Source organism: Streptomyces sp. 11x1, assembly GCF_032598905.1.
Classification (GTDB): domain Bacteria; phylum Actinomycetota; class Actinomycetes; order Streptomycetales; family Streptomycetaceae; genus Streptomyces.
This window is the reverse complement of record NZ_CP122458.1, coordinates 4,164,040-4,185,940: the sequence shown is the minus strand read 5'-3', so window position 1 is coordinate 4,185,940 and position 21,901 is coordinate 4,164,040. Positions and strand designations below refer to the sequence as shown.

At 72.5% G+C, this 21,901-nt stretch carries 19 protein-coding genes; 11 read left to right on the top strand and 8 right to left on the bottom strand.

The window, feature by feature from the left end; genetic code table 11:
• The first annotated feature begins 6 nt into the window (after positions 1–6).
• A complete protein-coding gene (locus tag P8T65_RS18165) occupies positions 7–2,265 on the top strand; it encodes a hypothetical protein (protein WP_316726337.1) in 2,259 nt (752 codons plus the stop codon).
• Complete coding sequence (locus tag P8T65_RS18160) at positions 2,255–3,016, top strand: hypothetical protein (RefSeq protein ID WP_316726335.1); 762 nt, start codon at positions 2,255–2,257, stop codon at positions 3,014–3,016. Before P8T65_RS18165 ends, P8T65_RS18160 begins: the two co-directional genes overlap by 11 nt.
• Positions 3,017–3,153: 137 nt before the next feature.
• Here the strand turns inward: P8T65_RS18160 and P8T65_RS18155 are convergent, their stop codons facing one another.
• The 3 genes from P8T65_RS18155 to P8T65_RS18145 form a co-directional block, all read right to left on the bottom strand.
• Positions 3,154–4,131 (bottom strand): M28 family metallopeptidase, encoded by a 978-nt coding sequence (locus tag P8T65_RS18155; RefSeq protein WP_230219507.1) that lies wholly within the window; start codon positions 4,129–4,131, stop codon positions 3,154–3,156.
• Positions 4,132–4,250: 119 nt separating this feature from the next.
• Positions 4,251–5,210, bottom strand: coding sequence for an EamA family transporter RarD (rarD, locus tag P8T65_RS18150; protein ID WP_316726333.1), 960 nt, complete (start codon positions 5,208–5,210; stop codon positions 4,251–4,253).
• 525 nt (positions 5,211–5,735) lie between these two features.
• Positions 5,736–6,590: an SDR family oxidoreductase gene (locus P8T65_RS18145; RefSeq protein ID WP_316726332.1), complete on the bottom strand. Its 855-nt coding sequence runs from the start codon at positions 6,588–6,590 to the stop codon at positions 5,736–5,738.
• A 91-nt stretch (positions 6,591–6,681) separates the two neighbouring features.
• Here P8T65_RS18145 and P8T65_RS18140 point away from each other — a divergent pair, with 91 nt between their 5' ends.
• On the top strand, positions 6,682–7,080 hold the full coding sequence (locus P8T65_RS18140; protein WP_316726331.1) for a helix-turn-helix domain-containing protein: 399 nt from the start codon (positions 6,682–6,684) through the stop codon (positions 7,078–7,080).
• A gap of 97 nt (positions 7,081–7,177) precedes the next feature.
• Here the strand turns inward: P8T65_RS18140 and P8T65_RS18135 are convergent, their stop codons facing one another.
• From P8T65_RS18135 to P8T65_RS18115, 5 genes are all read right to left on the bottom strand, one after another.
• On the bottom strand, positions 7,178–8,275 hold the full coding sequence (locus P8T65_RS18135; RefSeq protein WP_316726330.1) for a 2-oxoacid:ferredoxin oxidoreductase subunit beta: 1,098 nt from the start codon (positions 8,273–8,275) through the stop codon (positions 7,178–7,180).
• Positions 8,268–10,205 (bottom strand): 2-oxoacid:acceptor oxidoreductase subunit alpha, encoded by a 1,938-nt coding sequence (locus tag P8T65_RS18130; protein ID WP_184904732.1) that lies wholly within the window; start codon positions 10,203–10,205, stop codon positions 8,268–8,270. Before P8T65_RS18130 ends, P8T65_RS18135 begins: the two co-directional genes overlap by 8 nt.
• 170 nt (positions 10,206–10,375) lie before the next feature.
• Positions 10,376–11,035 carry a response regulator transcription factor gene (locus tag P8T65_RS18125; RefSeq protein WP_316731626.1) on the bottom strand — a complete coding sequence of 220 codons (660 nt, stop codon included), beginning with the start codon at positions 11,033–11,035 and terminating at the stop codon, positions 10,376–10,378.
• 661 nt (positions 11,036–11,696) lie between these two features.
• Positions 11,697–13,028 carry a sensor domain-containing protein gene (locus tag P8T65_RS18120; protein ID WP_316726329.1) on the bottom strand — a complete coding sequence of 444 codons (1,332 nt, stop codon included), beginning with the start codon at positions 13,026–13,028 and terminating at the stop codon, positions 11,697–11,699.
• Positions 13,029–13,257: 229 nt separating this feature from the next.
• Positions 13,258–14,484 (bottom strand): sensor domain-containing protein, encoded by a 1,227-nt coding sequence (locus P8T65_RS18115; protein WP_316726328.1) that lies wholly within the window; start codon positions 14,482–14,484, stop codon positions 13,258–13,260.
• A gap of 264 nt (positions 14,485–14,748) precedes the next feature.
• Between P8T65_RS18115 and P8T65_RS18110 the strand changes: the two genes are divergently transcribed.
• From P8T65_RS18110 to P8T65_RS18075, 8 genes are read left to right on the top strand one after another with little or no spacing between them, the layout of a single operon-like run.
• The gene (locus P8T65_RS18110; protein WP_184904724.1) at positions 14,749–15,168 is read left to right on the top strand and encodes an NADH-quinone oxidoreductase subunit A; all 420 of its coding nucleotides are present in this window, start codon (positions 14,749–14,751) and stop codon (positions 15,166–15,168) included.
• On the top strand, positions 15,159–15,797 hold the full coding sequence (locus P8T65_RS18105) for an NADH-quinone oxidoreductase subunit B family protein (protein ID WP_316726326.1): 639 nt from the start codon (positions 15,159–15,161) through the stop codon (positions 15,795–15,797). Before P8T65_RS18110 ends, P8T65_RS18105 begins: the two co-directional genes overlap by 10 nt.
• On the top strand, positions 15,794–17,326 hold the full coding sequence (locus P8T65_RS18100; RefSeq protein ID WP_316726325.1) for an NADH-quinone oxidoreductase subunit C: 1,533 nt from the start codon (positions 15,794–15,796) through the stop codon (positions 17,324–17,326). Before P8T65_RS18105 ends, P8T65_RS18100 begins: the two co-directional genes overlap by 4 nt.
• The gene (locus P8T65_RS18095) at positions 17,323–18,291 is read left to right on the top strand and encodes a complex I subunit 1 family protein (RefSeq protein ID WP_316726324.1); all 969 of its coding nucleotides are present in this window, start codon (positions 17,323–17,325) and stop codon (positions 18,289–18,291) included. The genes P8T65_RS18100 and P8T65_RS18095 overlap by 4 nt, the downstream gene beginning before the upstream one ends.
• Entirely contained in the window at positions 18,291–18,851 is a 561-nt protein-coding gene (locus P8T65_RS18090) for an NADH-quinone oxidoreductase subunit I (RefSeq protein WP_184904716.1), read from the top strand. Before P8T65_RS18095 ends, P8T65_RS18090 begins: the two co-directional genes overlap by 1 nt.
• The gene (locus P8T65_RS18085; protein WP_316726321.1) at positions 18,848–19,480 is read left to right on the top strand and encodes an NADH-quinone oxidoreductase subunit J; all 633 of its coding nucleotides are present in this window, start codon (positions 18,848–18,850) and stop codon (positions 19,478–19,480) included. The genes P8T65_RS18090 and P8T65_RS18085 overlap by 4 nt, the downstream gene beginning before the upstream one ends.
• Positions 19,480–19,893 (top strand): NADH-quinone oxidoreductase subunit NuoK, encoded by a 414-nt coding sequence (nuoK, locus tag P8T65_RS18080; protein ID WP_316726319.1) that lies wholly within the window; start codon positions 19,480–19,482, stop codon positions 19,891–19,893. The genes P8T65_RS18085 and nuoK overlap by 1 nt, the downstream gene beginning before the upstream one ends.
• Positions 19,890–21,896 carry an NADH-quinone oxidoreductase subunit L gene (locus P8T65_RS18075; RefSeq protein ID WP_316726318.1) on the top strand — a complete coding sequence of 669 codons (2,007 nt, stop codon included), beginning with the start codon at positions 19,890–19,892 and terminating at the stop codon, positions 21,894–21,896. Before nuoK ends, P8T65_RS18075 begins: the two co-directional genes overlap by 4 nt.
• The last annotated feature ends 5 nt before the right edge of the window (positions 21,897–21,901 follow it).

Genomic DNA, 21,901 nt, shown 5'->3' with positions numbered 1-21,901 from the left:
GGAACGATGACTCGACTCAGCCGCGAACAGAAGCGGGAACTCAAGCGCGCGGGACGCGTGCCGGCCGGGCTCACCCCGATCGACGTACGGGTCTCGGCCGAGGCCGGTGCGACGGTCGGCGGCATGCCGGTGCCGCCGGCCGCTGGGGAATCCCTCCAGACCGCCGCCCTCGACTACCTCCACCGGCTGGCCCTGGCCACCGGTCACCCGGTCCTCGCCACGGTCCACGACGAACGCATCGGCTATGTCGTCCCGCTGCAGATCCACGTCGACGGCTCCAGCCACTACGCCGGCGAGCCGGTACGGGTGGGCGAGCCGCAGGGGTTCGTGGCGCGGACGGGGCGCGGGACAGCCCCGGAACCGCCCACCTCGGCCCCGGCCCCGGCTTCGGCCCCGTCCCCGGCCCCGCGCCGCGACAGGTCGACGCATGTCCTGCGCGCGGTACCGGAGTCGGCGGCCACGGGCGGAGTCCCGGCCGAACAGGGCGTTACGCACACCCCGCAGACCCCGTCCGCGCCACACCCTCACCAGGACCCGAACTGGCAGACGGTCGCGCAGGCCCCTGCCCAGGTCCCGCCCCAGGCCGAGGCCCAGCAGCAGTGGCAGCCGCAGGCGAGGCCGGAGGCACCGGCGCACCCCGAGCATCGCCCGCAGCCGCAGCCGCAGCCGCAGCCGCAGCCGCAGCCGTCCGTCCAGGCGGACGTACGGCCGGACGCGCGGCCGGAGTCGCAGTCGCACCCGCATGGGCAGCCGAGGCGGGAGCCCAGCACGATGCGGTTGGCGGCGAGCGGACCGGCGCCCACGGCGGAGCCGCTCACCCCCACACCGCAGCCCGAGCGCCCGAAGCGGGAGCCGAGCACCCTTCCTCTGACGGCGGCGAAGCCCGCGCCCGCGCCGGAACCCGCGCACGCTCCCGAGCCCGCCCGCGCACAGTCCCCCGAGCCCGCCCGCGCACAGTCCCCCGAGCCGGCCCCCGCACCCGCACCCGCGCATGCCTCCGAACCCGCGCACGCCCCGCACGCCCCCGACCACAAGTCGGCCGCACCCGCCCCCTCCGAGCCGGCGCCGCCTGTGAAGCGCGAGCCGCGGACGATGCCGCTCACGGCGGCGAAGGAGAAGCAGGGCGCGCAGGGCGACGCGTCGCAGCAGGCGTCGGGCGGGGTCGTTCCGTCGACGTTCGTGCTGCGCGCGGTGCCGGAACCGACGGAGGGCCCCTTGGCGCGGCCGCCGCGCACCCCGAACCTGCCCCTCACCCTCCCCGGCGTCCCGGTGGACTCGGAAGCCCGACCCTCGGCTCCCGAGCCCGCCCAGGACTCCGCTCCGGCCGCCGGCACGGTCTCACCCCCGACCGGCGAGTTCGGCCCGCTCACGGCCCCGGCCTCCCTGGACCCGCAGCCGTGGCCCGCGGCCCCGGCCGACGTCCCCACCCCGGAGCCGGCGCACCCGCACGTCCCGGCATCGACGCCCCCGCACGTCCCGGAGTCGACGCACATCCCGTGCTCGGGGCCCGCCCCGGAGTCCGGGCCCGTCTCGCTGGAGCCCCAGCCCTGGCCCCCCACTCCGACTCCGGCCCCGATGCCGCTCCAGACGCCGCCCCCCACCACGCCGACCCCGGAACTCGCACCCCTCTCCACGCCGGCCCTTTCGGAGGAGTCCGCGTCCGACGCCTACTCCGCCCCCGAGTGGAAGGTGCTGGAGGAGGACGACGCGCCGAAACCCGCGCCGGTACGGGAGTTCGACGCGGTGGCCGAGGCGGTGCTGGACCCGGAGGAGGACGGCGGCACTCCGTCACCGTTCGCGGAGGCTGTCTCGCGCATCAACGAGGCCGTGAAGCTGGGCCGCATCCAGGAAGCCGCGGAGATGGCCGAGCAGACGGTCGTACAGGCGACGGTGGCGCTGGGCCCCCAGCACCCCGAGGTCCTGAAGCTCCGCGAACTCACCGCCTACATCGCCTACTTGGCCGGTGACGCCCTTCGTTCGTTCCATCTGTCGCTCGACCTCGCAGGTCTCCGCCACCGCATGCGCGACCAGCGGGCCGCGTACGGCAACATCCAGAGCGCGGCGGCCGCCTGGCGCGCGGTCCGCGACCCGCTCCAGGGGCTGCACCTGGGCCGCGACCTGATCGCCGTCTGGACCGACCTCGCCGCGGACGCCGGCCCCGCGGCCGACGACCTGGAGCAGCTGGAGAAGGCCCGCACCCGCATGACCCGCCTCACCGACCGGGCCCGCGCCCTCGACTCCGCCCCCTACGCCCATGGCCAGTGACCCCACCCGAAGCCACCGCCGCCTCCCCGGCCACGCACTCGACGGCCCACCTCACCGCCCCACCGGCAACCCCGACGGCCACACCTCTGGACCCGAGCGCCCCACCGGCAGACCCGACCGGCCCACCCCCGCACCCGACCGCCCCACCGACCTTCCCCGAGCGGCCCGCGACCGCTCCTCCTCCGCGGCGCCCCCCGAACACCGTCCCACCCTCCGCCCCCGGGTCGAGGTGACCATCAACGAGCTGACCGGCACCCTGAGTTGGCGCACCCTAGACCGGCCGACCCAAGCACCGCCCACCCAGCACGGCACCCCCGGGGCCCCCGGTGCCCACCGCGCGCCCGGCACCCCTCACCGCCGTACGCCCGCGCCCCAAGCGCTCGCCGCCCGGAGCGCCCGCGCCGCTGCCCTCCGCTCCGCCGGTCTCGACCCCTCCCGCACCCCCGCGAAGGGCGCCGCCCCCATCCCGACGCACCCCGGAGCCGTTCGGGCCGCGCTGAGCGTCGATGTCGGAGCGCTCACCCCGGAGCGGCGCACCAGCCAACTGGCCCGGCTCGGCGCGCTCCGCTCCGCCGTGGCCGCCGATCTCGCCCACGGCACCGGCATGCCCACCGCGGTCGCGTCCCGCCTCAGGTCGACGGCCGCGACCCCGGCCCACACCCACGCCCTCACGGCCCGCCGCACCTCAGCCGTAGCCGTGACCCGCCCGTCGACCCCCACCCCCGCTCCCACCCACCGCCGGTCACTCTGACCCGCCTCCCGCTCTCCTACGCCCACGCACGCAAACGGGGCCGACCGCGGCGCTCCCCACCGCCGGCCGACCCCGGAACGACACCCCCCGGGCCTACTACCGGGCGTCACCACCCGGAACGCCCCGCGCCGGGTGCCTCACTCCGACAGCTCCCACACCGCGTACGCCAGCGCGTCCCCGTTCCGGTCGAGCGCCGTGTCGTTGATGTTGGCCGTGGTGTCGCAGGACGAGTGGTAGCAGCGGTCGAAGGCCTGGCCGGACGTACCGCCCCACTTGGCGACCTGTGCGGCGGTCTTCGTCCGGCTCGCCCCCGTGAAGAGCCCGCCGACGGGAACGCCGGCGCTCTTGAACGGCGCGTGGTCGGAGCGGCCGTCGCCCTCGGTCTCGATCTCGGTCGGGACGCCGATGCCCGCGAAGTAGTCCTTGAAGGTCTGCTCGATGACGGGGTTGTCGTCGTAGACGAAGTACCCGGGGTTCGGCGAGCCGATCATGTCGAAGTTGAGGTAGCCGCTGATGCGGGCGCGGTTCGCGGAGGAGAGGTTGTTGACGTAGTAGCGGGACCCGACGAGACCCAGCTCCTCGGCGCCCCACCAGGCGAACCGGAGGTGCTTCGTGGGCTGGTAGCCGGTGCGGGCCACGGTCAGCGCGGCCTCCAGCACGGCGGCGGACCCGCTGCCGTTGTCGTTGATGCCTGCGCCCGAGGAGACACTGTCCAGATGTGAACCGGCCATGACAACCTGGTTCGTGTCACCGCCCGGCCAGTCCGCGATCAGGTTGTAGCCGGTGCGTCCGCCGGACGTGAAGGACTGCACCGTCGTGGTGAAGCCGACCGCGTCGAGTTTGCCCTTCACGTAGTTGAGCGACGCGAGGTAGCCGGCGCGGCCGTGGGCTCTGTTGCCGCCGTTGGCGGCGGCGATGGACTGGAACTGGGTCAGGTGGGCCTTGACGTTGGCCACGGGCAGGTCGGGCGCCGCGGCGATCGTCGCGGCCGGAGCGGCGGTCGCCCGGTCGGGGGCGGGGGCCGCCCCCGCTATGGAACCGGTGGTGAACAGCGTGGCCACTGTGACGGCGGCGGCGACGGCGGTGCGTCCCGTGACTGGAACAGAGAGCTGCATGGTGGGGGGCTCCGAATTCCATGGGTCCGCCCCGGACGACACTATTGATGTGTCCATGGCGAACCCGGTGAATGAGGTGCCTGGATGGTGCGGGCGGGACTGACTCTCCGTCAAGGGTGCTATTTGGCCAGCGGGGTTCGCGCCTCGACGGGGTCCGGGGCGATGCTCAGCTCCTCCATCCGCTTCCGCGACACCCGCGCCGTCCGCAGCGCGTCCCACGTCAGCAGGGACAGTGCCAGCCACACCAGCGCGAAGCCCGCCCACCGCTCGGGCGGCATGGCCTCACCGAAGTACAGGACACCCAGCAGGAACTGGAACACCGGCGCCAGATACTGCAGCAGACCCAGCGTGGACAGCGGCACCCGGATCGCGGCCGCGCCGAAGCAGACCAGCGGCAGGGCGGTCACCAGTCCCGTCGCGGCGAGCAGCAGCGCGTGCGCGGTCCCCTCGGGGCCGAAGGTGGCGTCCCCGCGCGACCCCAGCCACAGCAGATAGGCCAGGGCGGGCAGGAACTGGATCGCGGTCTCGGCGGCGAGCGACTCCACGCCGCCCAGGTTGACCTTCTTCTTCACCAGTCCGTACGTGGCGAAGGAGAAGGCGAGACAGAGGGAGATCCACGGCGGCCGTCCGTAGCCGATCGTGAGGACGAGGACGGCCGCGAAGCCGACGCCGACCGCCGTCCACTGGACGGGCCGCAGCCGTTCCTTCAGCAGCAGGACGCCGATGGCGATGGTGACGAGCGGGTTGATGAAGTACCCGAGGGAGGCCTCGACCACCTGGTGGGTGTTGACGGCCCAGATGTACACGCCCCAGTTCACGGTGATCACCGCCGCCGCGACGGTGATCAGGGCCAGCCTGAGCGGCTGCCGCAGCAGCTCACCGGCCCAGGACCAGCGGCGCAGCACCAGCAGCAGGACGGCGACGACCGCGAGGGACCAGACCATGCGGTGGGCGAGGATCTCCACCGCGCCGGAGGGCTTCAGCAGGGGCCAGAAGAGGGGGACGAGCCCCCACATCCCGTACGCGGCGAAGCCGTTCAGCAGCCCTATCCGGTGTTCGCCCCTCGACTGCGCCGCCACGGCCCCTCCTCCTCGCCCGGCCGCACCGCCGCGACCCCGACCCCTCGACCCTCCCGAAGGTAACGCCGAGCACCCCCGCATGTCATGCCCGTATCGGCATACGGTCATGACATGCGGGGGTGAGGCGCCCAGAGGGGAGTCCGGGGCGCCGACCTGAGGGTTGCTCCGGGCGTCGGCCGGGGGCTGGGGTGCCGACCGGGGGTCTTCGGGCGTCCGTCGGGAGGTACGGGCGCAGGGTGGGTCGGGGCGCTGCCCCGGGGAGCCCGGCGCGGCACCGGGAGTGCGGGGTGCAGGCCGGAGGTGCTTGGGACGCCTCCCTGAGGGTATGGACGCCGACCGGGGCGGTCAGCCCCAGAGCCGGCGCGCGGCCCCAAGAGCCGAGGCGGCTCAGCCCCAGCGCCGGAAGGCGGCTCGGCCTCGGGGTCGGCGGAGGGCGGCTCGGCCTCGGGGTCGGCGGAGGGCGGCTCGGCCTCGGGGTCGGCGCGACGGCTCGACTCCGGGACCGAGGTGCTCAGCCCCGTCCGGTCACGCCTTCAGTGCCACCTTGATCGACTCGGCGATCGGCGTGGTCGGGCGGCCGATGAGGCGGGAGAGGTCGCCGGAGGAGACGACCAGCTCACCCTTGGCGACGGACGCGTCGACGCCCGCGAGGATCTCGGCGAGGGACGGGGGGAGCCCGACGCTGGTCAGGATCCCGGTGAGCACCTCGCCGGGGACGGGGTTGTTCGCTATCTCCTTGCCGGTCTGCGCGCTCAGCTCGGCCGCGTACTCGCCGAAGCTCCACGCGGTGTCGCCGCCCAGCTCGTACGTCTGGTTCTCGTGGCCCTCGCCGGTCAGCACGGCGACGGCGGCGGCCGCGTAGTCGGCGCGGGCCGCGGAGGAGACCCGGCCCTCACCGGCGGCGTGGGTGACGGCGTTGTGCTCCAGCACCGGCGCGAGCTGCTCGGTGTAGTTCTCGTGGTACCAGCCGTTGCGCAGCAGGGTGTACGGCAGCCCGGACGCGAGCAGCACCTCCTCGGTGCCCCGGTGGTCGTCCGCGAGCGCGGCCGTCAGGCTGCCCGGCGCGCTGGTGTACGCGAGGAGCGCCACGCCCGCGGCCTTGGCGGCGTCGATCACGACCTTGTGCTGGCCCACCCGGTCGGCGCCGATCTCGCTGCCGGAGATCAGCAGCACCTTGTCACCGGCGGCGAGGACACCGTCGAAGGTCTCGGGGGTGCTGTAGTCGGCGACGGCGATCTTCACGCCGCGCGCCGCGAATCCGGCGGCCTTCTCCTCGCTGCGGACGACGGCCGTGATCTGCTCGGCCGGTACCTTCTCCAGCAGGCCCTCGATGACGAACGTGCCGAGGTGGCCGGTGGCTCCGGTGACGACGATGCTCATGGTGGAACTCCTCCAGGGGGGCGGATGCGACACTCACCCTAGGGGGTGCACTAACTCTTCGAAAGTACCCACTTTGAAGTAAGCTACTGGCATGGCCGTAAGCAAGGTGTCGCCGCCGCCCGCGAGCAGGTACGAGATGGGTCCCGAGGGGATGTGCCCGTACCGCCTCGTCCTGGAGCACGTCACCAGCCGCTGGGGTGTCCTGGTCCTGATCGAGCTGCTGGAGCGGTCGTACCGCTTCAGCGAGCTGCGCCGGGCCATCGGCCGGGTCAGCGAGAAGATGCTCACCCAGACCCTCCAGACCCTGGAACGCGACGGCCTCGTCCATCGCGACGCCAAGCCCGTCATCCCGCCCCGCGTCGACTACTCCCTCACCGACCTCGGCCGCGAGGCCGCCGAACAGGTGCGCGCCCTCGCGGTCTGGACGAGGGACCGCATGGACGCCGTGGAGGAAGCCCGGCGGACGTACGACGAGGCCCGGCAGACGTAGGACGAGGCCGGGTGGACGTACGACGAGGCCCGGGGCGGTTCAGCCCCGGGCCTCGCCGCCCGCTCGTCCTGCGCTGTCCCGTCCGGTCGGACGCCGCTCAGCCGACCACCGTCCAGGTGTCCCCGCCGGCCAGCAGCGCCGAGAGGTCGCCCTTGCCGAACCGGTCGACGGCGGAGTCCAGCTGGTCGGCCATCTGCGTGTCGTAGACGGGTCGTTCGACGGACCGCAGGACACCGATCGGCGTGTGGTGCAGGGTGTCCGGATCGGCCAGCCGTGACAGCGCGAACGCCGTGGTGGGCGACTCCGCGTGCGCGTCGTGGACCAGGATCCGGGCCTCGTTCTCCGGGGTCACGGTGACCACCTTCAGGTCACCGGTGACCTCGTCCCGTACGACACCGCGCCCGCCGTCCGCGCCGAACCGGATCGGCCGGCCGTGCTCCAGCCGGATCACGGCCTCCTCGGCCTGCTGGCGGTCCTTGAGGACCTCGAAGGCGCCGTCGTTGAAGATGTTGCAGTTCTGGTAGATCTCCACGAGCGCCGTGCCCGGGTGGGCGGCGGCCTGCCGCAGCACCTCCGTCAGGTGCTTGCGGTCGGAGTCCACCGTCCGCGCCACGAACGACGCCTCCGCCCCGATCGCCAGCGACACCGGGTTGAAGGGCGCGTCCAGCGATCCCATCGGCGTCGACTTGGTGATCTTGCCGACCTCCGAGGTGGGGGAGTACTGCCCCTTCGTCAGACCGTAGATCCGGTTGTTGAAGAGCAGGATCTTCAGGTTCACATTGCGCCGCAGTGCGTGGATCAGATGGTTGCCGCCGATCGAGAGCGCGTCCCCGTCACCGGTCACCACCCAGACGGACAGGTCGCGCCGCGAGGTGGCGAGCCCGGTCGCGATCGCCGGCGCCCGCCCGTGGATGGAGTGCATCCCGTACGTGTCCATGTAGTACGGGAAGCGGGAGGAGCAGCCGATGCCCGAGACGAAGACGATGTTCTCCCGGGCCAGCCCCAGTTCGGGCATGAAGCCCTGGACGGCGGCGAGGATCGCGTAGTCACCGCAGCCCGGGCACCAACGCACCTCCTGGTCGGACTTGAAGTCCTTCATCGACTGCCGGGCCGTGGCCTTGGGCACGAGGGAGAGCGCCTCGATCGTGCCGCCCGTGCCCGCGGCGCTCTCCGTGGACGTGGACCTCTCAGCCATCGATGGCCTCCTTGAGAGCCGTGGCCAGCTGCTCCGCCTTGAACGGCATGCCGTTCACCTGGTTGTACGAGTGGGCGTCGACCAGGTACTTCGCCCGTACGAGCGTGGCGAGCTGCCCGAGGTTCATCTCGGGGATCACCACCTTGTCGTAACGCCGCAGCACCGCGCCGAGGTTGCGCGGGAAGGGGTTGAGGTGGCGCAGATGGGCCTGCGCGATGGACTCCCCGGCCGTCCGCAGCCGCCGTACCGCCGCGGTGATCGGCCCGTACGTCGACCCCCAGCCCAGCACCAGCGTGCGCGCCTCGTGCGGGTCGTCGACCTCGATGTCGGGGACGTCGATCCCGTCGATCTTCGCCTGCCGGGTGCGCACCATGAAGTCGTGGTTGGCCGGGTCGTAGGAGATGTTGCCCGTGCCGTCCTGCTTCTCGATGCCGCCGATCCGGTGCTCCAGCCCCGGCGTCCCCGGCACGGCCCACGGCCGGGCGAGGGTCTGCGGGTCGCGCTTGTACGGCCAGAAGACCTCGGTGCCGTCCTCCAGCGTGTGGTTGGGCCCCTGGGTGAACTGCACGGTCAGATCCGGCAGTTCGTCGAGCTCGGGGATGCGCCAGGGCTCGCTGCCGTTGGCCAGGTAGCCGTCGGACAACAGGAACACGGGCGTGCGGTACGTCAGCGCGATCCGGGCCGCTTCGAGGGCCGCGTCGAAACAGTCGGCCGGGGTGCGCGGCGCGACCACCGGCACCGGGGCCTCGCCGTTGCGCCCGTACATGGCCTGGAGCAGATCGGCCTGCTCGGTCTTGGTCGGCAGCCCGGTCGACGGCCCGCCGCGCTGGATGTCGACGACGAGCAGCGGCAGTTCGAGCGAGACGGCGAGCCCGATGGTCTCCGACTTCAGCGCCACACCGGGCCCGGAGGTCGTCGTGACCGCGAGAGAACCCCCGAAGGCGGCCCCCAGCGCGGCCCCGATGCCCGCGATCTCGTCCTCCGCCTGGAAGGTCCGCACCCCGAAGTTCTTGTGCCGGCTCAGCTCGTGCAGGATGTCCGAGGCCGGCGTGATCGGGTACGAGCCCAGGTACAGCGGCAGATCCGCCTGCCGAGAGGCCGCGATCAGCCCGTACGAGAGGGCCAGGTTCCCGGAGATGTTCCGGTACGTCCCCACCGGGAAGGCATGGGTCGCCGGGGCGATCTCGTAGCTGACCGCGAAGTCCTCGGTGGTCTCCCCGAAGTTCCAGCCCGCGCGGAAGGCGGCCAGGTTGGCGGCCGCGATCTCCGGCTTCTTGGCGAACTTGGCCGCCAGGAACCGCTCGGTGCCCTCGGTCGGCCGGTGGTACATCCAGGACAGCAGGCCGAGCGCGAACATGTTCTTGCTGCGCTCGGCCTCCTTGCGGCTGAGGTCGAACTCCTTGAGCGCCTCGACGGTGAGGGTGGTCAGCGGCACCGGATGGAGGCTGTACCCGTCCAGCGACCCGTCCTCCAGCGGACTGGTCGCGTACCCCACCTTCTGCATCGCCCGCTTGGTGAACTCGTCCGTGTTGACGATGATCTCCGCGCCGCGCGGCACGTCCCCGATGTTCGCCTTGAGAGCGGCCGGGTTCATCGCGACGAGCACGTTGGGCGCGTCACCCGGGGTGAGGATGTCGTGGTCGGCGAAGTGCAACTGGAAGCTGGAGACGCCCGGCAGGGTGCCGGCGGGGGCACGGATCTCGGCGGGGAAGTTCGGCAGGGTGGAAAGGTCGTTGCCGAAGGTGGCGGTCTCGGAGGTGAAGCGGTCGCCGGTGAGCTGCATACCGTCACCGGAGTCCCCGGCGAACCGAATGATCACCCGATCGAGTCGCCTGACGTCCTTAGGTCCCGCCGGATTGCGCTGTTCCCTCAGTTCTCCCAGAGCGGACTCGTCGGCCTGCTCCGCTGGGCTGCTGACCTGGCTGGTCACTGAACTGGACCTCCCTTGAGGCGGCTGTCCGGGAACGGCCGACCCGACGGCCCTCCCAGGACCAACCCTACGTCGGCGAGGCCGACGAAAGCCTCGAAGTCCACCCGGAGGCCGGACGGGCCACGGAAGAGGAGGAATCGGGAGCCCTCGTCTGACACGGTGTCAGATAATCATGAATTCAGATAGGTGAGGACTGCCAGGACCCGCCGGTGGTCCCCGTCGCTCTGGGACAGCCCGAGCTTCAGGAAGATGTTGCTGACGTGCTTCTCGACGGCCCCGTCGCTGACGACCAGCTGCCGGGCGATCGCCGAGTTGGTCCGCCCCTCCGCCATCAGCCCCAGCACCTCACGCTCCCGAGGGGTGAGCCCCGCGAGCACGTCCTGCTTCCGGCTCCGCCCGAGCAGCTGCGCGACCACCTCCGGGTCCAGCGCCGTACCGCCCCGCGCCACCCGCACCACGGCGTCGACGAACTCCCGGACCTCGGCGACCCGGTCCTTCAGCAGATACCCGACGCCACGGCTGGACCCCGCGAGCAGCTCGGTGGCGTACCGCTCCTCGACGTACTGCGACAGCACGAGCACGCCCACCTCCGGATGCGACTTCCGCAGTTGTACGGCGGCCCGCACGCCCTCGTCGGTATGGGTCGGAGGCATCCGCACATCCGCGACGACGACGTCCGGGAGGTCGCCCTGCGCCGCGAACTCGGTGATCGTCTTGATCAGGGCGTTCCCGTCCCCGACCCCCGCGACGACGTCGTGCCCCCGGTCGGTCAGCAGCCGCGTGAGCCCCTCCCGCAACAGCACCGAATCCTCGGCGATGACCACCCGCACCCTGTCCTCCACGCCTGTTCCCCCCCACTGCACCCCGTACCGCGACACCCCCCAGCATCCCAGCATCCGGCCGCCCAGTCCCCACACAGCCAAGGAAACAGGGGTGGAACAGGGTCGCGCCCACCCCCCAAAAATGCACACGAGCACCCAGTCCCGACAAACCCTGAACACGCTCACCCGCACCCTTTTAAGGGGCGCGGGGAACTGCGCGATCTTTGATGGGCACGGGGAACTGCGCGACCGTTATGGGGCGCGGGGAACTGCGCAAACACCCCGACGAGCCGGCACGCACCCCCAACGTCGAGGCACCCACTCCCTCAGGGGCGCGGGGAACTGCGCAAACACCCCGACGAGCCGGCACGCACCCCCAACGTCGAGGCACCCACTCCCTCAGGGGCGCGGGGAACTGCGCAAACACCCCGACGAGCCGGCACGCACCCCCAACGTCGAGGCACCCACTCCCCCAGGGGCGCGGGGAACTGCGCAAACACCCCGACGAACCCGCACGCACCCCCAACGTCGAGGCACCCACTCCCTCAGGGGCGCGGGGAACTGCGCAAACACCCCGACGAACCCGCACGCACCCCCAACGCCAACACACCCACGGCAAAGGGCGCCCCCGGCGAAAGGCGCCTCCACCCCAGCCGCCCGCAGGGCCCCCTCAGGCCGCCCGCCAGGGCAACTCCGCGGTCACCCGAGTCGGCCCCCCGACCGGCGAGTCGACCACCAGCACCCCATCGACCGCCCCTATCCGCTCGGCGAGCCCCGCCAACCCGGACCCTGCCCCCGTATCCGCCCCACCCACCCCGTCATCGATCACCTGCAACATCAGCCGGTCCTCGACCTTCCACACATCCACGGTCACCCGAGACGCCCCCGCATGCTTGCTGACGTTCTGCAGCAGCTCGGACACCGTGAAGTACGCGATCCCCTCGATCGCCGGCACCGGCCGCGCCGGCAGGTCCACCTCCACCACCACCGGCGCCGCACACCGCGAGGCCACCGCAGACAGCGCCGCGTCGAGCCCCCGGTCGGTCAGCACCGCAGGATGGATCCCCCGCGCCAGATCCCGCAGCTCCTGCAGCGCGGTCTTCACCTCACCGTGCGCCGAGTCGACCATCACCGCAGCCGCCCGGGGGTCCTCCGCCAGCTTCTCCTTCGCCAGCCCCAGATCCATCGCCAGCGCCACCAGCCGGGCCTGCGCCCCGTCGTGCAGATCCCGCTCGATCCGCCGCAGATCGGCCGCCGCCGTGTCGACCACGACCCCCCGGTCCGACTCCAGCTCGACGACCCGCGCCCCCAGCCGCGACGGCCCCAGCAGCGTCACCACCATGCCCCGGTCGACCATCGTCAGACCCCGCACGATCCACGGCGTGGCCATCGTGAAGAGCAGCCCGACCAGCGCGGTCACGGTCACCTCGAACGGGTTGTCCAGATACACGGAGTGCGTCTCGTCCCCGTACAGCTGCAACCCGTCCTGCCCGGCCCACACGGGGAACACCCAGAACCACAGCGGATACGTCAGCAGCGCCCACCCGTACGTCCAGAAGGTCACGGCCACCCCGAACGAGAACACCGACCACGGGAACTGCACGAACGCGTACAACAGCTGCCGCCACGACGCCCCGCTGCGCAGCACCGCGCCCGTCCACGCCATCGCCCCGCGCCCCCGCATCCGCAGCGGCTCCGGCGCGGCCACGTCCACCCCGAGCAGCACGCGCGCCCGAGCCCGCTCCAGTGCGCCGAACGCCCGGCAACCGGCCAGCCCCGCCGCCAGCACCGGCACCCCGAGGAACGTGATCAGCAGCCCGGCACCGACGGACACCATCGTGATGGCGTACGTGAAGAGCAGGATCCCGATCGGCAGCCCCAGCAGCACGTACCCGAACTCCCGCCAGCTGCGCGCCTCGAACGGCGCCCGCAACCCGGCCGGCACCCGACGCCGCCGTTCCTCGCCCCAACTCCCGTACTCGTCCCCGTACTCCATGGCCATCACCGTCGCCCGCCTCCGCTGTCCCGCACTCCCGATGTCGTACCTCCACCTTGCTGTCCCCCGGCTGCCGGAACCATGGAGCGGGTCGGCGTCTGGAGAGGGGGGTTTTCCCCACCACCCTCGCCCCGAAGGGGCGCGGGGAACTGCGCGAGAAGCTCCACCGGACCCGCACTCGCACACGCAGAAGGGGCGCCCACAACGATTAGGCGCCCCTCAACACCGCCGAGCGCTACCGCCCCCGCCAGGGCAACTCCGCAGTCACCGTCGTAGGCCCACCCACCGGCGACTCGATCACGAACAACCCGTCCACCGCGTCCAGCCGCTCCGCCAGCCCGGCGATCCCGCTCCCCCCGTCGAGCCGCGCACCCCCACACCCGTCGTCCCACACCTGGATCAGCAGCCGGTCGTCGGACCGCCACACATCCACCGACGCGGCCTTCGCCCCACTGTGCTTGCTGATGTTCTGCAGCAGCTCGGAGACCGTGAAGTACGCGATCCCCTCGATCGCCGCGGCGGGCCGCACGGCCAGATCCACGGTCACCTTCACCGGCGCCGTGCACCGAGAGGCCACCGCCGACAGCGCCGCGTCCAGCCCCCGGTCGGTCAGCACCGCCGGATGGATCCCTCGCGCCAGATCCCGCAGCTCCTGGAGCGCCAGCTTCACCTCACCGTGCGCCTCCTCCACCATCGTGGCGGCCGCGTCGGGATCCTCCAGCAACTTCTCCTTGGCGAGCCCGAGCCCCATCGCCAGATTCACCAGCCGGGCCTGCGCCCCGTCGTGCAGATCCCGCTCGATCCGCCGCAGATCGGCCGCGGCCGTGTCGACGACGACCCCCCGGTCGGACTCCAGTTCGGCGATACGCCGCTCCAACTCGTCGGACGGCGACAACAGTGACCGCACCATCACCCGGTCCACGTTCGTCAGCCCCCGCACGATGTACGGCAGCACCGGCCACGCCACGAACAACCCCGTCAGGGTGATGGCGAACGTCGTGACGGCCCACGGCATCCGGATCAGCTCGTACAGCATCGACCGCCAGCCGACCGGATCCTTCACGCTCATCCACACCTGCGCGAAGAAGCCCTCGTCCGCCCGCCGCCCGTTCCCGCGGAACGGCAGCGGACTCGGTTCGTCCACCCGCACCCGCAGTAGCGCCCGCGCCCGCATCCGCTCCAGCCGCGCCAACTGCCGGGCCCCCATCAGCGCGGCGGCCAGCAGCGGGAAGCCGATCACCGTCAACGTCAGGAACGCGCTGGTGAACAGCACCGTCGTCACATACACGAACCCGAGCAGCGCGAACGGCAGATTGGCCAGCAGATGCGCGATCTCCCGCCAGGTCTGCCCCCCGAACGCGAACGTCGCGGGCGGCAGCGGGTCCGAGGGCGTGTGACTGGACGGCAGCGGACGACCGTACGGCCGCCCGGAGCCGGTCGGTGAGGAGAGGGGTTCGGTCATGCCCACCAGCCTGCCCGCCCCCTCCCGACCCGCGCCATGAGGCGGACCGCCCCGGCCACCCTGGGGAAAACCCCACCCTGTCCCATACCTCCCCCTCCCGGCCCGATCACGGCGGCACTCGGGCATGCCGACCTGTGACGGGCTGCTTACGCTCTCTTTAGCAGGGCCTAGACTCCCGTGCGTACAGATCGTCGAACAGCGACGTACGTACGGCGTCCGCATCCCGTACGTACGTATCGCCAGGCCAGGGAGCGAGGGACGGACGTGCCGGAACCGACCGTCGCCGCAGCGGCGCAGCCGAGCGTCGTCGTCGCGGCGGACTACTTCCAGTCCTACTCGGTGGTCGGACTGCTCGCCGCCGTGGGCGTGCTCTTCGTGGCCGTCGCCTTCGGCGCGGGACGGCTGCTGCGCCCCGAGGTCCCCACCCCGGAGAAGCTCCTGACGTACGAGTGCGGCGTCGACCCCGTCGGCGAGGGCTGGGCCCACACCCAGGTCCGCTACTACGTCTACGCCTTCCTCTACGTCATCTTCGCCATCGACTCGATCTTCCTCTTCCCCTGGGCGACGGTCTTCGCCGATCCCGGCTACGGGGCCACCACCCTCGTCGAGATGTTCGTCTTCCTCGGATTCCTCGCCGTGGGCCTGCTCTACGCATACAAGAAGGGCGTCCTGGCATGGACGTGACGCCAGAAGTGAACCCGCCGGAGCCGGGGGCCGCGCAGCCCGTCCTCCTCCCGGAGCCCAAACGGCTGGGCGCGCTCGCCCGCCTCGCCCCCGAGCCGATGAAGGTCATCCTGAACTGGGGCCGCCGCTACTCGCTCTGGGTCTTCAACTTCGGCCTCGCCTGCTGCGCGATCGAGTTCATCGCCGCGTCCATGGCCCGCCACGACTTCATCCGCCTCGGCGTCATCCCGTTCGCGCCCGGCCCCCGGCAGGCCGACCTCATGGTCGTCTCCGGCACGGTGACGGACAAGATGGCCCCGGCCGTGAAGCGCCTGTACGAGCAGATGCCCGAGCCGAAGTACGTCATCTCCTTCGGCGCCTGCTCCAACTGCGGCGGCCCCTACTGGGACTCCTACTCCGTCACCAAGGGCGTCGACCAGATCATCCCGGTCGACGTCTACGTCCCCGGCTGCCCGCCCCGTCCCGAGGCCCTCCTCCAGGGCATCCTGAAACTCCAGGAGAAGATCGCCCGCGAATCCCTGGGCGAGCGCTACGGCACCACCCCCCGCCCGTCGACGGCGGCGCTGCAGAGCGCGCTGGTGAAGCCGCCGACGACCGAGGCCGGACCGGCCGAAACGGGGGACAAGTGACCGGCTGGCTGCCCACCCCCGTCGAGGAGCTCTTCGGCCCCGAGGCCACGGCCGAGGAGTCCTACGACGTCCTCACCGTGGACGTCCCGCCCGCGTCCTGGACCGAGGCGCTGCGCACGGCCCGCACCACCCTGGGCTGCACGTACTTCGACTGGCTGAGCGCGGTCGACGAGCCGGGCAGCGGCTTCCGCGTCTCGGCCCACGTGGTGGCCCTGGCCCCCGTCCGACGCCTCCTGCTGCGCACGACGGTCCCCCACGCCTCCCCGCTCCTGCCAACCGCCGTCGACATCTACGCAGGCGCGGCCTGGCACGAGCGCGAGACGCACGAAATGTTCGGCGTCCGCTTCGAGGGCCACCCCGGCCTGGACCACCTCCTCCTCCCGGAGAACTTCGAGGGCCACCCCCTCCGCAAGGACTTCGTCCTGGCCGCCCGGGTGGCCAAGGCCTGGCCCGGCGCGAAGGAGCCGGGGGAGTCCGCGGCGGGTGCGACACACGGGGGCCCGAAGCGCCGCCAGATGCTTCCGCCAGGCGTCCCCGACCCCAACGAATGGGGCCCCCTCAAGGGTCAGCTCCCCCCGGCCCCGTCCCGTCCCGCCCGAGCCACGGCGCCCCGCACCCCGGCCGACCGCCCGCCCCGCCGAACCCGCTCGACCACCGAGGGCTCGGCAAGCCAGACCCCGCCCCCCGAGGCACCGGCCGCCCCGCCCGCGTCCGCGCCTCCGCGCCGCTCGCGCTCGGCGGCGGAAGGTTCGGCGAGTCAGACGGCTGCCGGCCCGGCCCGGGAGGCTCCCGACGGCCCGCCCGCGTCCGCGCCTCCGCGCCGCTCGCGCTCGGCGGCGGAAGGTTCGGCGAGTCAGACGGCTGCCGGCCCGGCCCGGGAGGCTCCCGACGGCCCGCCCGCGTCCGCGCCTCCGCGCCGCTCGCGCTCGGCGGCGGAAGGTTCGGCGAGTCAGACGGCTGCCGGCCCGGCCCGGGAGGCCCCTGACGGCCCGCCCGCATCCACACCCCCGCGCCGCTCCCGTACCGCGTCGCAGGGCTCGGCCAGTCAGCGCGCCACCCCCGCCGCCTCGCCCCAGCCGCGCCGCACCGCAGGCAGCCCGGACGCCCCCTGGCACCACGCCCGCCCGGCTTTCGACACCCCGCCGACCGAGCCGAAGCCGAAGCCTGATCCGAAGCCGCAGCTTGATCCGGAGCCGCAGGCCGAGCCGAGGCCGGAGCCGCAGGCCGAGCCGCGGCCGAAGCCCGAGCCCGAGTCGCAGGCCGAGCCGGAAGCGGGGCCGACGCCCGAGCCCGCGCCGAAGCCCGAGCCCGAGTCGAAGCCCGAGCCGGAAGCGGGGCCGACGCCCGAGCCTGCGCCGAAGCCGACGCCCGAGCCCGCGCCGGAGGCAGGTGCGGAGCCCGAAGCCGCGCCCACGCCGCCCAGCGACCCCGACGACAACGGGACCCCCGCCGACCCCGACAGGGCCCCCGGCGCCCCCGCCCCCAACGACACCCCCGACCCCGAACCCCCCACAGGAGGCGCGCAGTGAACGACGCTCTGGACGTCGCCCTGCGACTCCTCATCGTCTTCGTCGTCTTCCTGACGTTCCCCTTGATCATCGGCCAGACCGAACACAAGGTCATGGCCCACATGCAGGGCCGCCTCGGCCCCATGTACGCCGGCGGCTTCCACGGCTGGGCCCAACTCGTCGCCGACGGCGTCAAGTTCGCCCAGAAAGAAGACATCGTCCCGGCCGGCGCGGACCGCCGGGTCTTCCAACTCGCCCCGGCCGTCGCCCTCCTCCCGTACCTCCTCGTCCTCCTCGCCATCCCGATCGGCCCGGGCGAGGGCGCCGTCGGCGAGGTCATCGACGCGGGCGTCTTCTTCGTCCTCGCCGTGATGGGCGTGGGCGTCCTCGGCTCGCTGATGGCGGGCTGGGCCTCCGCCAACAAGTTCTCCCTCCTCGGCGGCCTGCGCACCGCCGCCCAGCTCCTCGCCTACGAACTCCCGATGCTGCTCACGGCGGCCTCCGTCGCGATGGCGGCCGGCACCGTCTCCCTCGTCGGCATCCTCGACGCCTTCGAGTGGTGGTGGCTGCCCTGGCAGATCGTCGGCGCGATCGTCTTCTTCGTCGCCGGCCTCGCCGAACTCCAGCGCCCGCCCTTCGACATGCCCGTCGCCGACTCCGAGATCATCTTCGGCGCCTACACCGAGTACACCGGCCTCCGCTTCGCCCTGTTCCTCCTCGCCGAGTACGCCGGCATCGTCGTCCTGTGCGGCCTGACCACCGTCCTCTTCCTCGGCGGCTGGCACGGCCCGTGGGGCGACGAAGGCCTGGGCTGGGCCTGGACCCTCCTGAAGACCGCCGTCCTCGCCTTCGTCGTCATCTGGCTCCGCGTGACCTACCCCCGCCTGCGCGAGGACCAGCTCCAGAAACTCTCCTGGACCCTCCTCGTCCCCCTCTCCCTCGTCCAGATCGCCCTCACCGGCACCATCAAGGTGGTGTTCCTCTAATGGCCCCCATCCCCGGCTCGGGCCTCGCCAAGGGCCTGGCCGTCACCCTCCGCACGATGACGCGCAGGACCGTCACCGAGCAGTACCCGGACGTCCAGCCGGAGCTGCCGCCCCGCACCCGTGGTGTCATCGGGCTCTTCGAGGAGAACTGCACGGTCTGCATGCTGTGCGCCCGCGAGTGCCCGGACTGGTGCATCTACATCGACTCCCACAAGGAGACGGTCCCGCCCGCCGCCCCCGGCGGCCGCGAGCGCAGCCGCAACGTCCTGGACCGCTTCGCCATCGACTTCGCCCTCTGCATGTACTGCGGTATCTGCATCGAGGTCTGCCCCTTCGACGCCCTCTTCTGGTCCCCGGAGTTCGAGTACGCGGAGACCGACATCCACGAACTCACCCACGAGCGCGACAAGCTCCGCGAGTGGATGTGGACCGTCCCCTCGCCCCCGGCCCTCGACCCCGCCGCCGAGGAACCCAAGGAACTGGCCGCCGCCCGCAAGACCGCCGAGAAACTGGCGGCCTCCCGGGCCGAGCCGGCCGGCACCGAGGGAGAACCCACATGACCCTCACCCAGGCACCGCAGGGCTTCCTCTCCCCGACGGGTGTGGAGATCGCCTTCGTGCTCGTCGGCCTCGTCACCTTCGGCGCCGCGATCGTCTCCGTCACCACCCGGCAGCTGGTGCACGCCGCCCTGTGGCTGGTCGTGGCGCTCGGCGGTCTCGCCGTCGAATACCTCCTGCTCACCGCCGAGTTCATCGCCTGGGTGCAGGTCCTCATCTACGTCGGCTCCGTCGTCGTCCTCCTCCTCTTCGGACTGATGCTCACCAAGGCCCCCATCGGCCGCTCCCCGGACGCCGACTCCGGCAACCGCTGGGCCGCCCTCACCGTGGCCGTCGCCTCCGCCGCCGCCCTCGTCTGGGTCGTCGTCGACGCCTTCCGCACCACCTGGATCGACCTCGACGGCCCGGCCGCCGGCTCCACCGAGGCCACCGGCGAGAGCCTCTTCCAGAACTGGGTCCTCCCCTTCGAGGCCCTCTCCGTCCTCCTGCTGGCCGCTCTGGTCGGCGCGATCGTCCTCTCCCGCAAGGCGAAAGCGGACGCGCCCCCCACTCCGCCCAGGACCCAGCAGGCCCAGCTGAAGGCCCCCACCGGACCCGAGTCGGCCGAGTCGGCCGAGGGAGGTGCCCGCTGATGCACCTCGCCTATCCCGTCGTGCTCTCCGCCCTCCTCTTCTGCACGGGCCTGTACGGCGTCCTCGCCCGCCGCAACGCGATCCTCGTCCTGATGTCCGTCGAGCTGATGCTCAACGCGGTCAACCTCAACCTCGTCGCCTTCGACGTCTGGCTCAGCAGGACCGCCGAGGAGACCCTGCACTCCGGCCAGGCCCTGACCCTGTTCACGATCACCATCGCCGCCGCCGAGATCGGCATCGGCCTGGCGATCGTCCTCGCGGTCCACCGCAACCGGGGCACCGCCGACATCGACAAGCTCCGCGACACCGCCGAGCACCCCGACGGAACTCCCTGCCCCGACGTCGACGACACCCACGAGCCCGGCCTGCCCGGCCGCCCCGAGCGGAGCGAGAAGGCTGAGGCCACCGCGTGACCACGACCACCCTCGCCGTCCTCGTCCCCCTCCTCCCGTTCCTCGGCGCCGCCGCAGGCCTGCTCCTCGGCCGCACCGCCCCCGGCTTCGTCCGCCCCCTCGCCGTACTGCCCACCCTGACGGCCTTCGCCCTGGCCGTCCTGGTCGCCGTACGCCAGGGCGGCGACCGGACCCTCGACGCGGCCACCCAACTCACCCCGACCGGCTCGGTCCCGATCGACCTCGCCCTGCACATCGACGGCTTCGCCGCCCTCGTCGCCGTCCTGGTCGGCCTCGTCGCCACCTGTGTGCAGATCTACTCGACCGGCTACCTCCGCGACGACCCGCGCTACCCCTCCTACGCCGCCCTCGTCTCCCTGTTCACCTCCGCGATGCTGCTCGTCGTCTACTCCGGCGACCTGATGGTGCTCCTGGTCGGCTGGGAGATCATGGGCATCTGCTCGTACTTCCTGGTCGGCCACTACTGGGAGACCCCGGAGGCCCGAGCCGCCTCCCTGAAGGCCTTCCTGGTCACCAAGCTCGGCGACGTCCCCTTCCTGATCGGCCTGTTCGCCCTCGCCACGGACGCCGGGTCGTTCCGCATCACGCGGATCCTCGCCACCGTCGCCGACGGCGGCCTCGACCACCCCACCCTCGTCGCCCTCCTGCTCCTCGCCGGAGTCGCCGGCAAGTCGGCCCAGTTCCCCCTCCACACCTGGCTCCCCGACGCGATGGCGGGCCCCACGCCCGTCTCCGCCCTGATCCACGCGGCGACGATGGTCGCCGCCGGTGTCTACTTCGTCGCCCGTCTCCTCCCGGTCTTCGCCGCCTCCTCGGCGGCCCTGGTCGTCCTCGCCGTCATGGCCGCGCTCACCATGGCCGGCTCGGGCCTGGCCGCCCTCGCCCAGGACGACATCAAGCGCGTCCTCGCCTACTCGACGATCGGCCAGCTCGGCTACATGACGGGCGCCCTCGCCGTCGGCGACCGCGGCGCCGCCGTCTTCCACCTCCTCTCGCACGGCGCCTTCAAGGCGCTGCTGTTCCTCGCCGCCGGCGTGATCATCCACGCGTCCGGCACCAACTCCCTGGCCGCCATGTCCCGTATGAGCCACCTCCGCGCTCGCGTCCCGGACGCCTTCTGGACGATGACCGTGGCGCTGCTCGCCCTCGCCGCGATCCCGCCCTTCAGCGGCTTCTTCTCCAAGGAGTCCGTCCTCGGCGCCGCCGAGCACGCCGCCACCGGTCACACCCTCACAGGCCCCGTCGAGCACGTCCCGGCCGCGGCCGGCTGGACCGTCCTGGTCGCCGGTGTCCTCACGGCCCTGCTCACCGCCGCGTACGCCGCCCGACTGTGGCTGCTCGCCTTCCGCGGCCAGGGCACCGAGGCGCCCGACCACGGCCGGCAGCCCCGCGCGATGACCGTCGTGCTGTGGGTGCTGGCCGTCCCGTCCCTCGCTCTCGGCGGACTCGCCTACGGCAGGCTCCCCGACTGGTTCGACGGCGACGACCTGGCCCCCACGCTCACCACGTCCGTCCTCGGCACGGGCGCTGCCCTGATCGGCGCCCTGGCGATGTACGCGGCCTGGCGGTACACCACGGCCGTGACCCACCCGCCGCTGGGCGCGGTCGCGGCCCACCCCGACGCGGACGCCGGCGCCGTCGAGGCGGAGGCCATCGCCAGCCACACCCCCGCCTACGGGGACGTGGCCTCGGCACCAGACCCCGCCGACCCGGGCCGTCTCCTGCTCGGCCCGCTGCACCGTCACGCCGCCGTCGGCTTCCACCTCGACGCCGTGTACTCGACACTCTTCGTCCGCCCGGTCCGGGCCGGCGCGTCCCTCGTCCGGTTCCTCGACCGCGAGGTCGTCGACACCTATGTGAGCGGCGCGGGCGCCCTGCCCCGCCTGCTGGGCGCGGCCGTCCGCAAGGCCCAGACCGGCAACGTCCAGACCTATGTGAGCGCGCTGCTCGCCGGCACCGTCGTCCTGGTGGTCGCCGCCCTCGTCGTCGCCACGGGAGCGTGAGCAGG

Excerpts from the sequence above, each read along its gene's own strand:
- P8T65_RS18105 (WP_316726326.1), top strand. The coding sequence starts at position 15,159 with ATGGACGTGACGCCAGAAGTGAACCCGCCGGAGCCGGGGGCCGCGCAG.
- P8T65_RS18160 (WP_316726335.1), top strand. The coding sequence starts at position 2,255 with ATGGCCAGTGACCCCACCCGAAGCCACCGCCGCCTCCCCGGCCACGCA.
- P8T65_RS18155 (WP_230219507.1), bottom strand. The coding sequence starts at position 4,131 with ATGCAGCTCTCTGTTCCAGTCACGGGACGCACCGCCGTCGCCGCCGCC.
- nuoK (WP_316726319.1), top strand. The coding sequence starts at position 19,480 with ATGCACCTCGCCTATCCCGTCGTGCTCTCCGCCCTCCTCTTCTGCACG.
- P8T65_RS18120 (WP_316726329.1), bottom strand. The coding sequence starts at position 13,028 with ATGGCCATGGAGTACGGGGACGAGTACGGGAGTTGGGGCGAGGAACGG.
- P8T65_RS18145 (WP_316726332.1), bottom strand. The coding sequence starts at position 6,590 with ATGAGCATCGTCGTCACCGGAGCCACCGGCCACCTCGGCACGTTCGTC.
- P8T65_RS18085 (WP_316726321.1), top strand. The coding sequence starts at position 18,848 with ATGACCCTCACCCAGGCACCGCAGGGCTTCCTCTCCCCGACGGGTGTG.
- P8T65_RS18135 (WP_316726330.1), bottom strand. The coding sequence starts at position 8,275 with ATGGCTGAGAGGTCCACGTCCACGGAGAGCGCCGCGGGCACGGGCGGC.
- P8T65_RS18090 (WP_184904716.1), top strand. The coding sequence starts at position 18,291 with ATGGCCCCCATCCCCGGCTCGGGCCTCGCCAAGGGCCTGGCCGTCACC.
- P8T65_RS18140 (WP_316726331.1), top strand. The coding sequence starts at position 6,682 with ATGGCCGTAAGCAAGGTGTCGCCGCCGCCCGCGAGCAGGTACGAGATG.
- P8T65_RS18165 (WP_316726337.1), top strand. The coding sequence starts at position 7 with ATGACTCGACTCAGCCGCGAACAGAAGCGGGAACTCAAGCGCGCGGGA.
- P8T65_RS18115 (WP_316726328.1), bottom strand. The coding sequence starts at position 14,484 with ATGACCGAACCCCTCTCCTCACCGACCGGCTCCGGGCGGCCGTACGGT.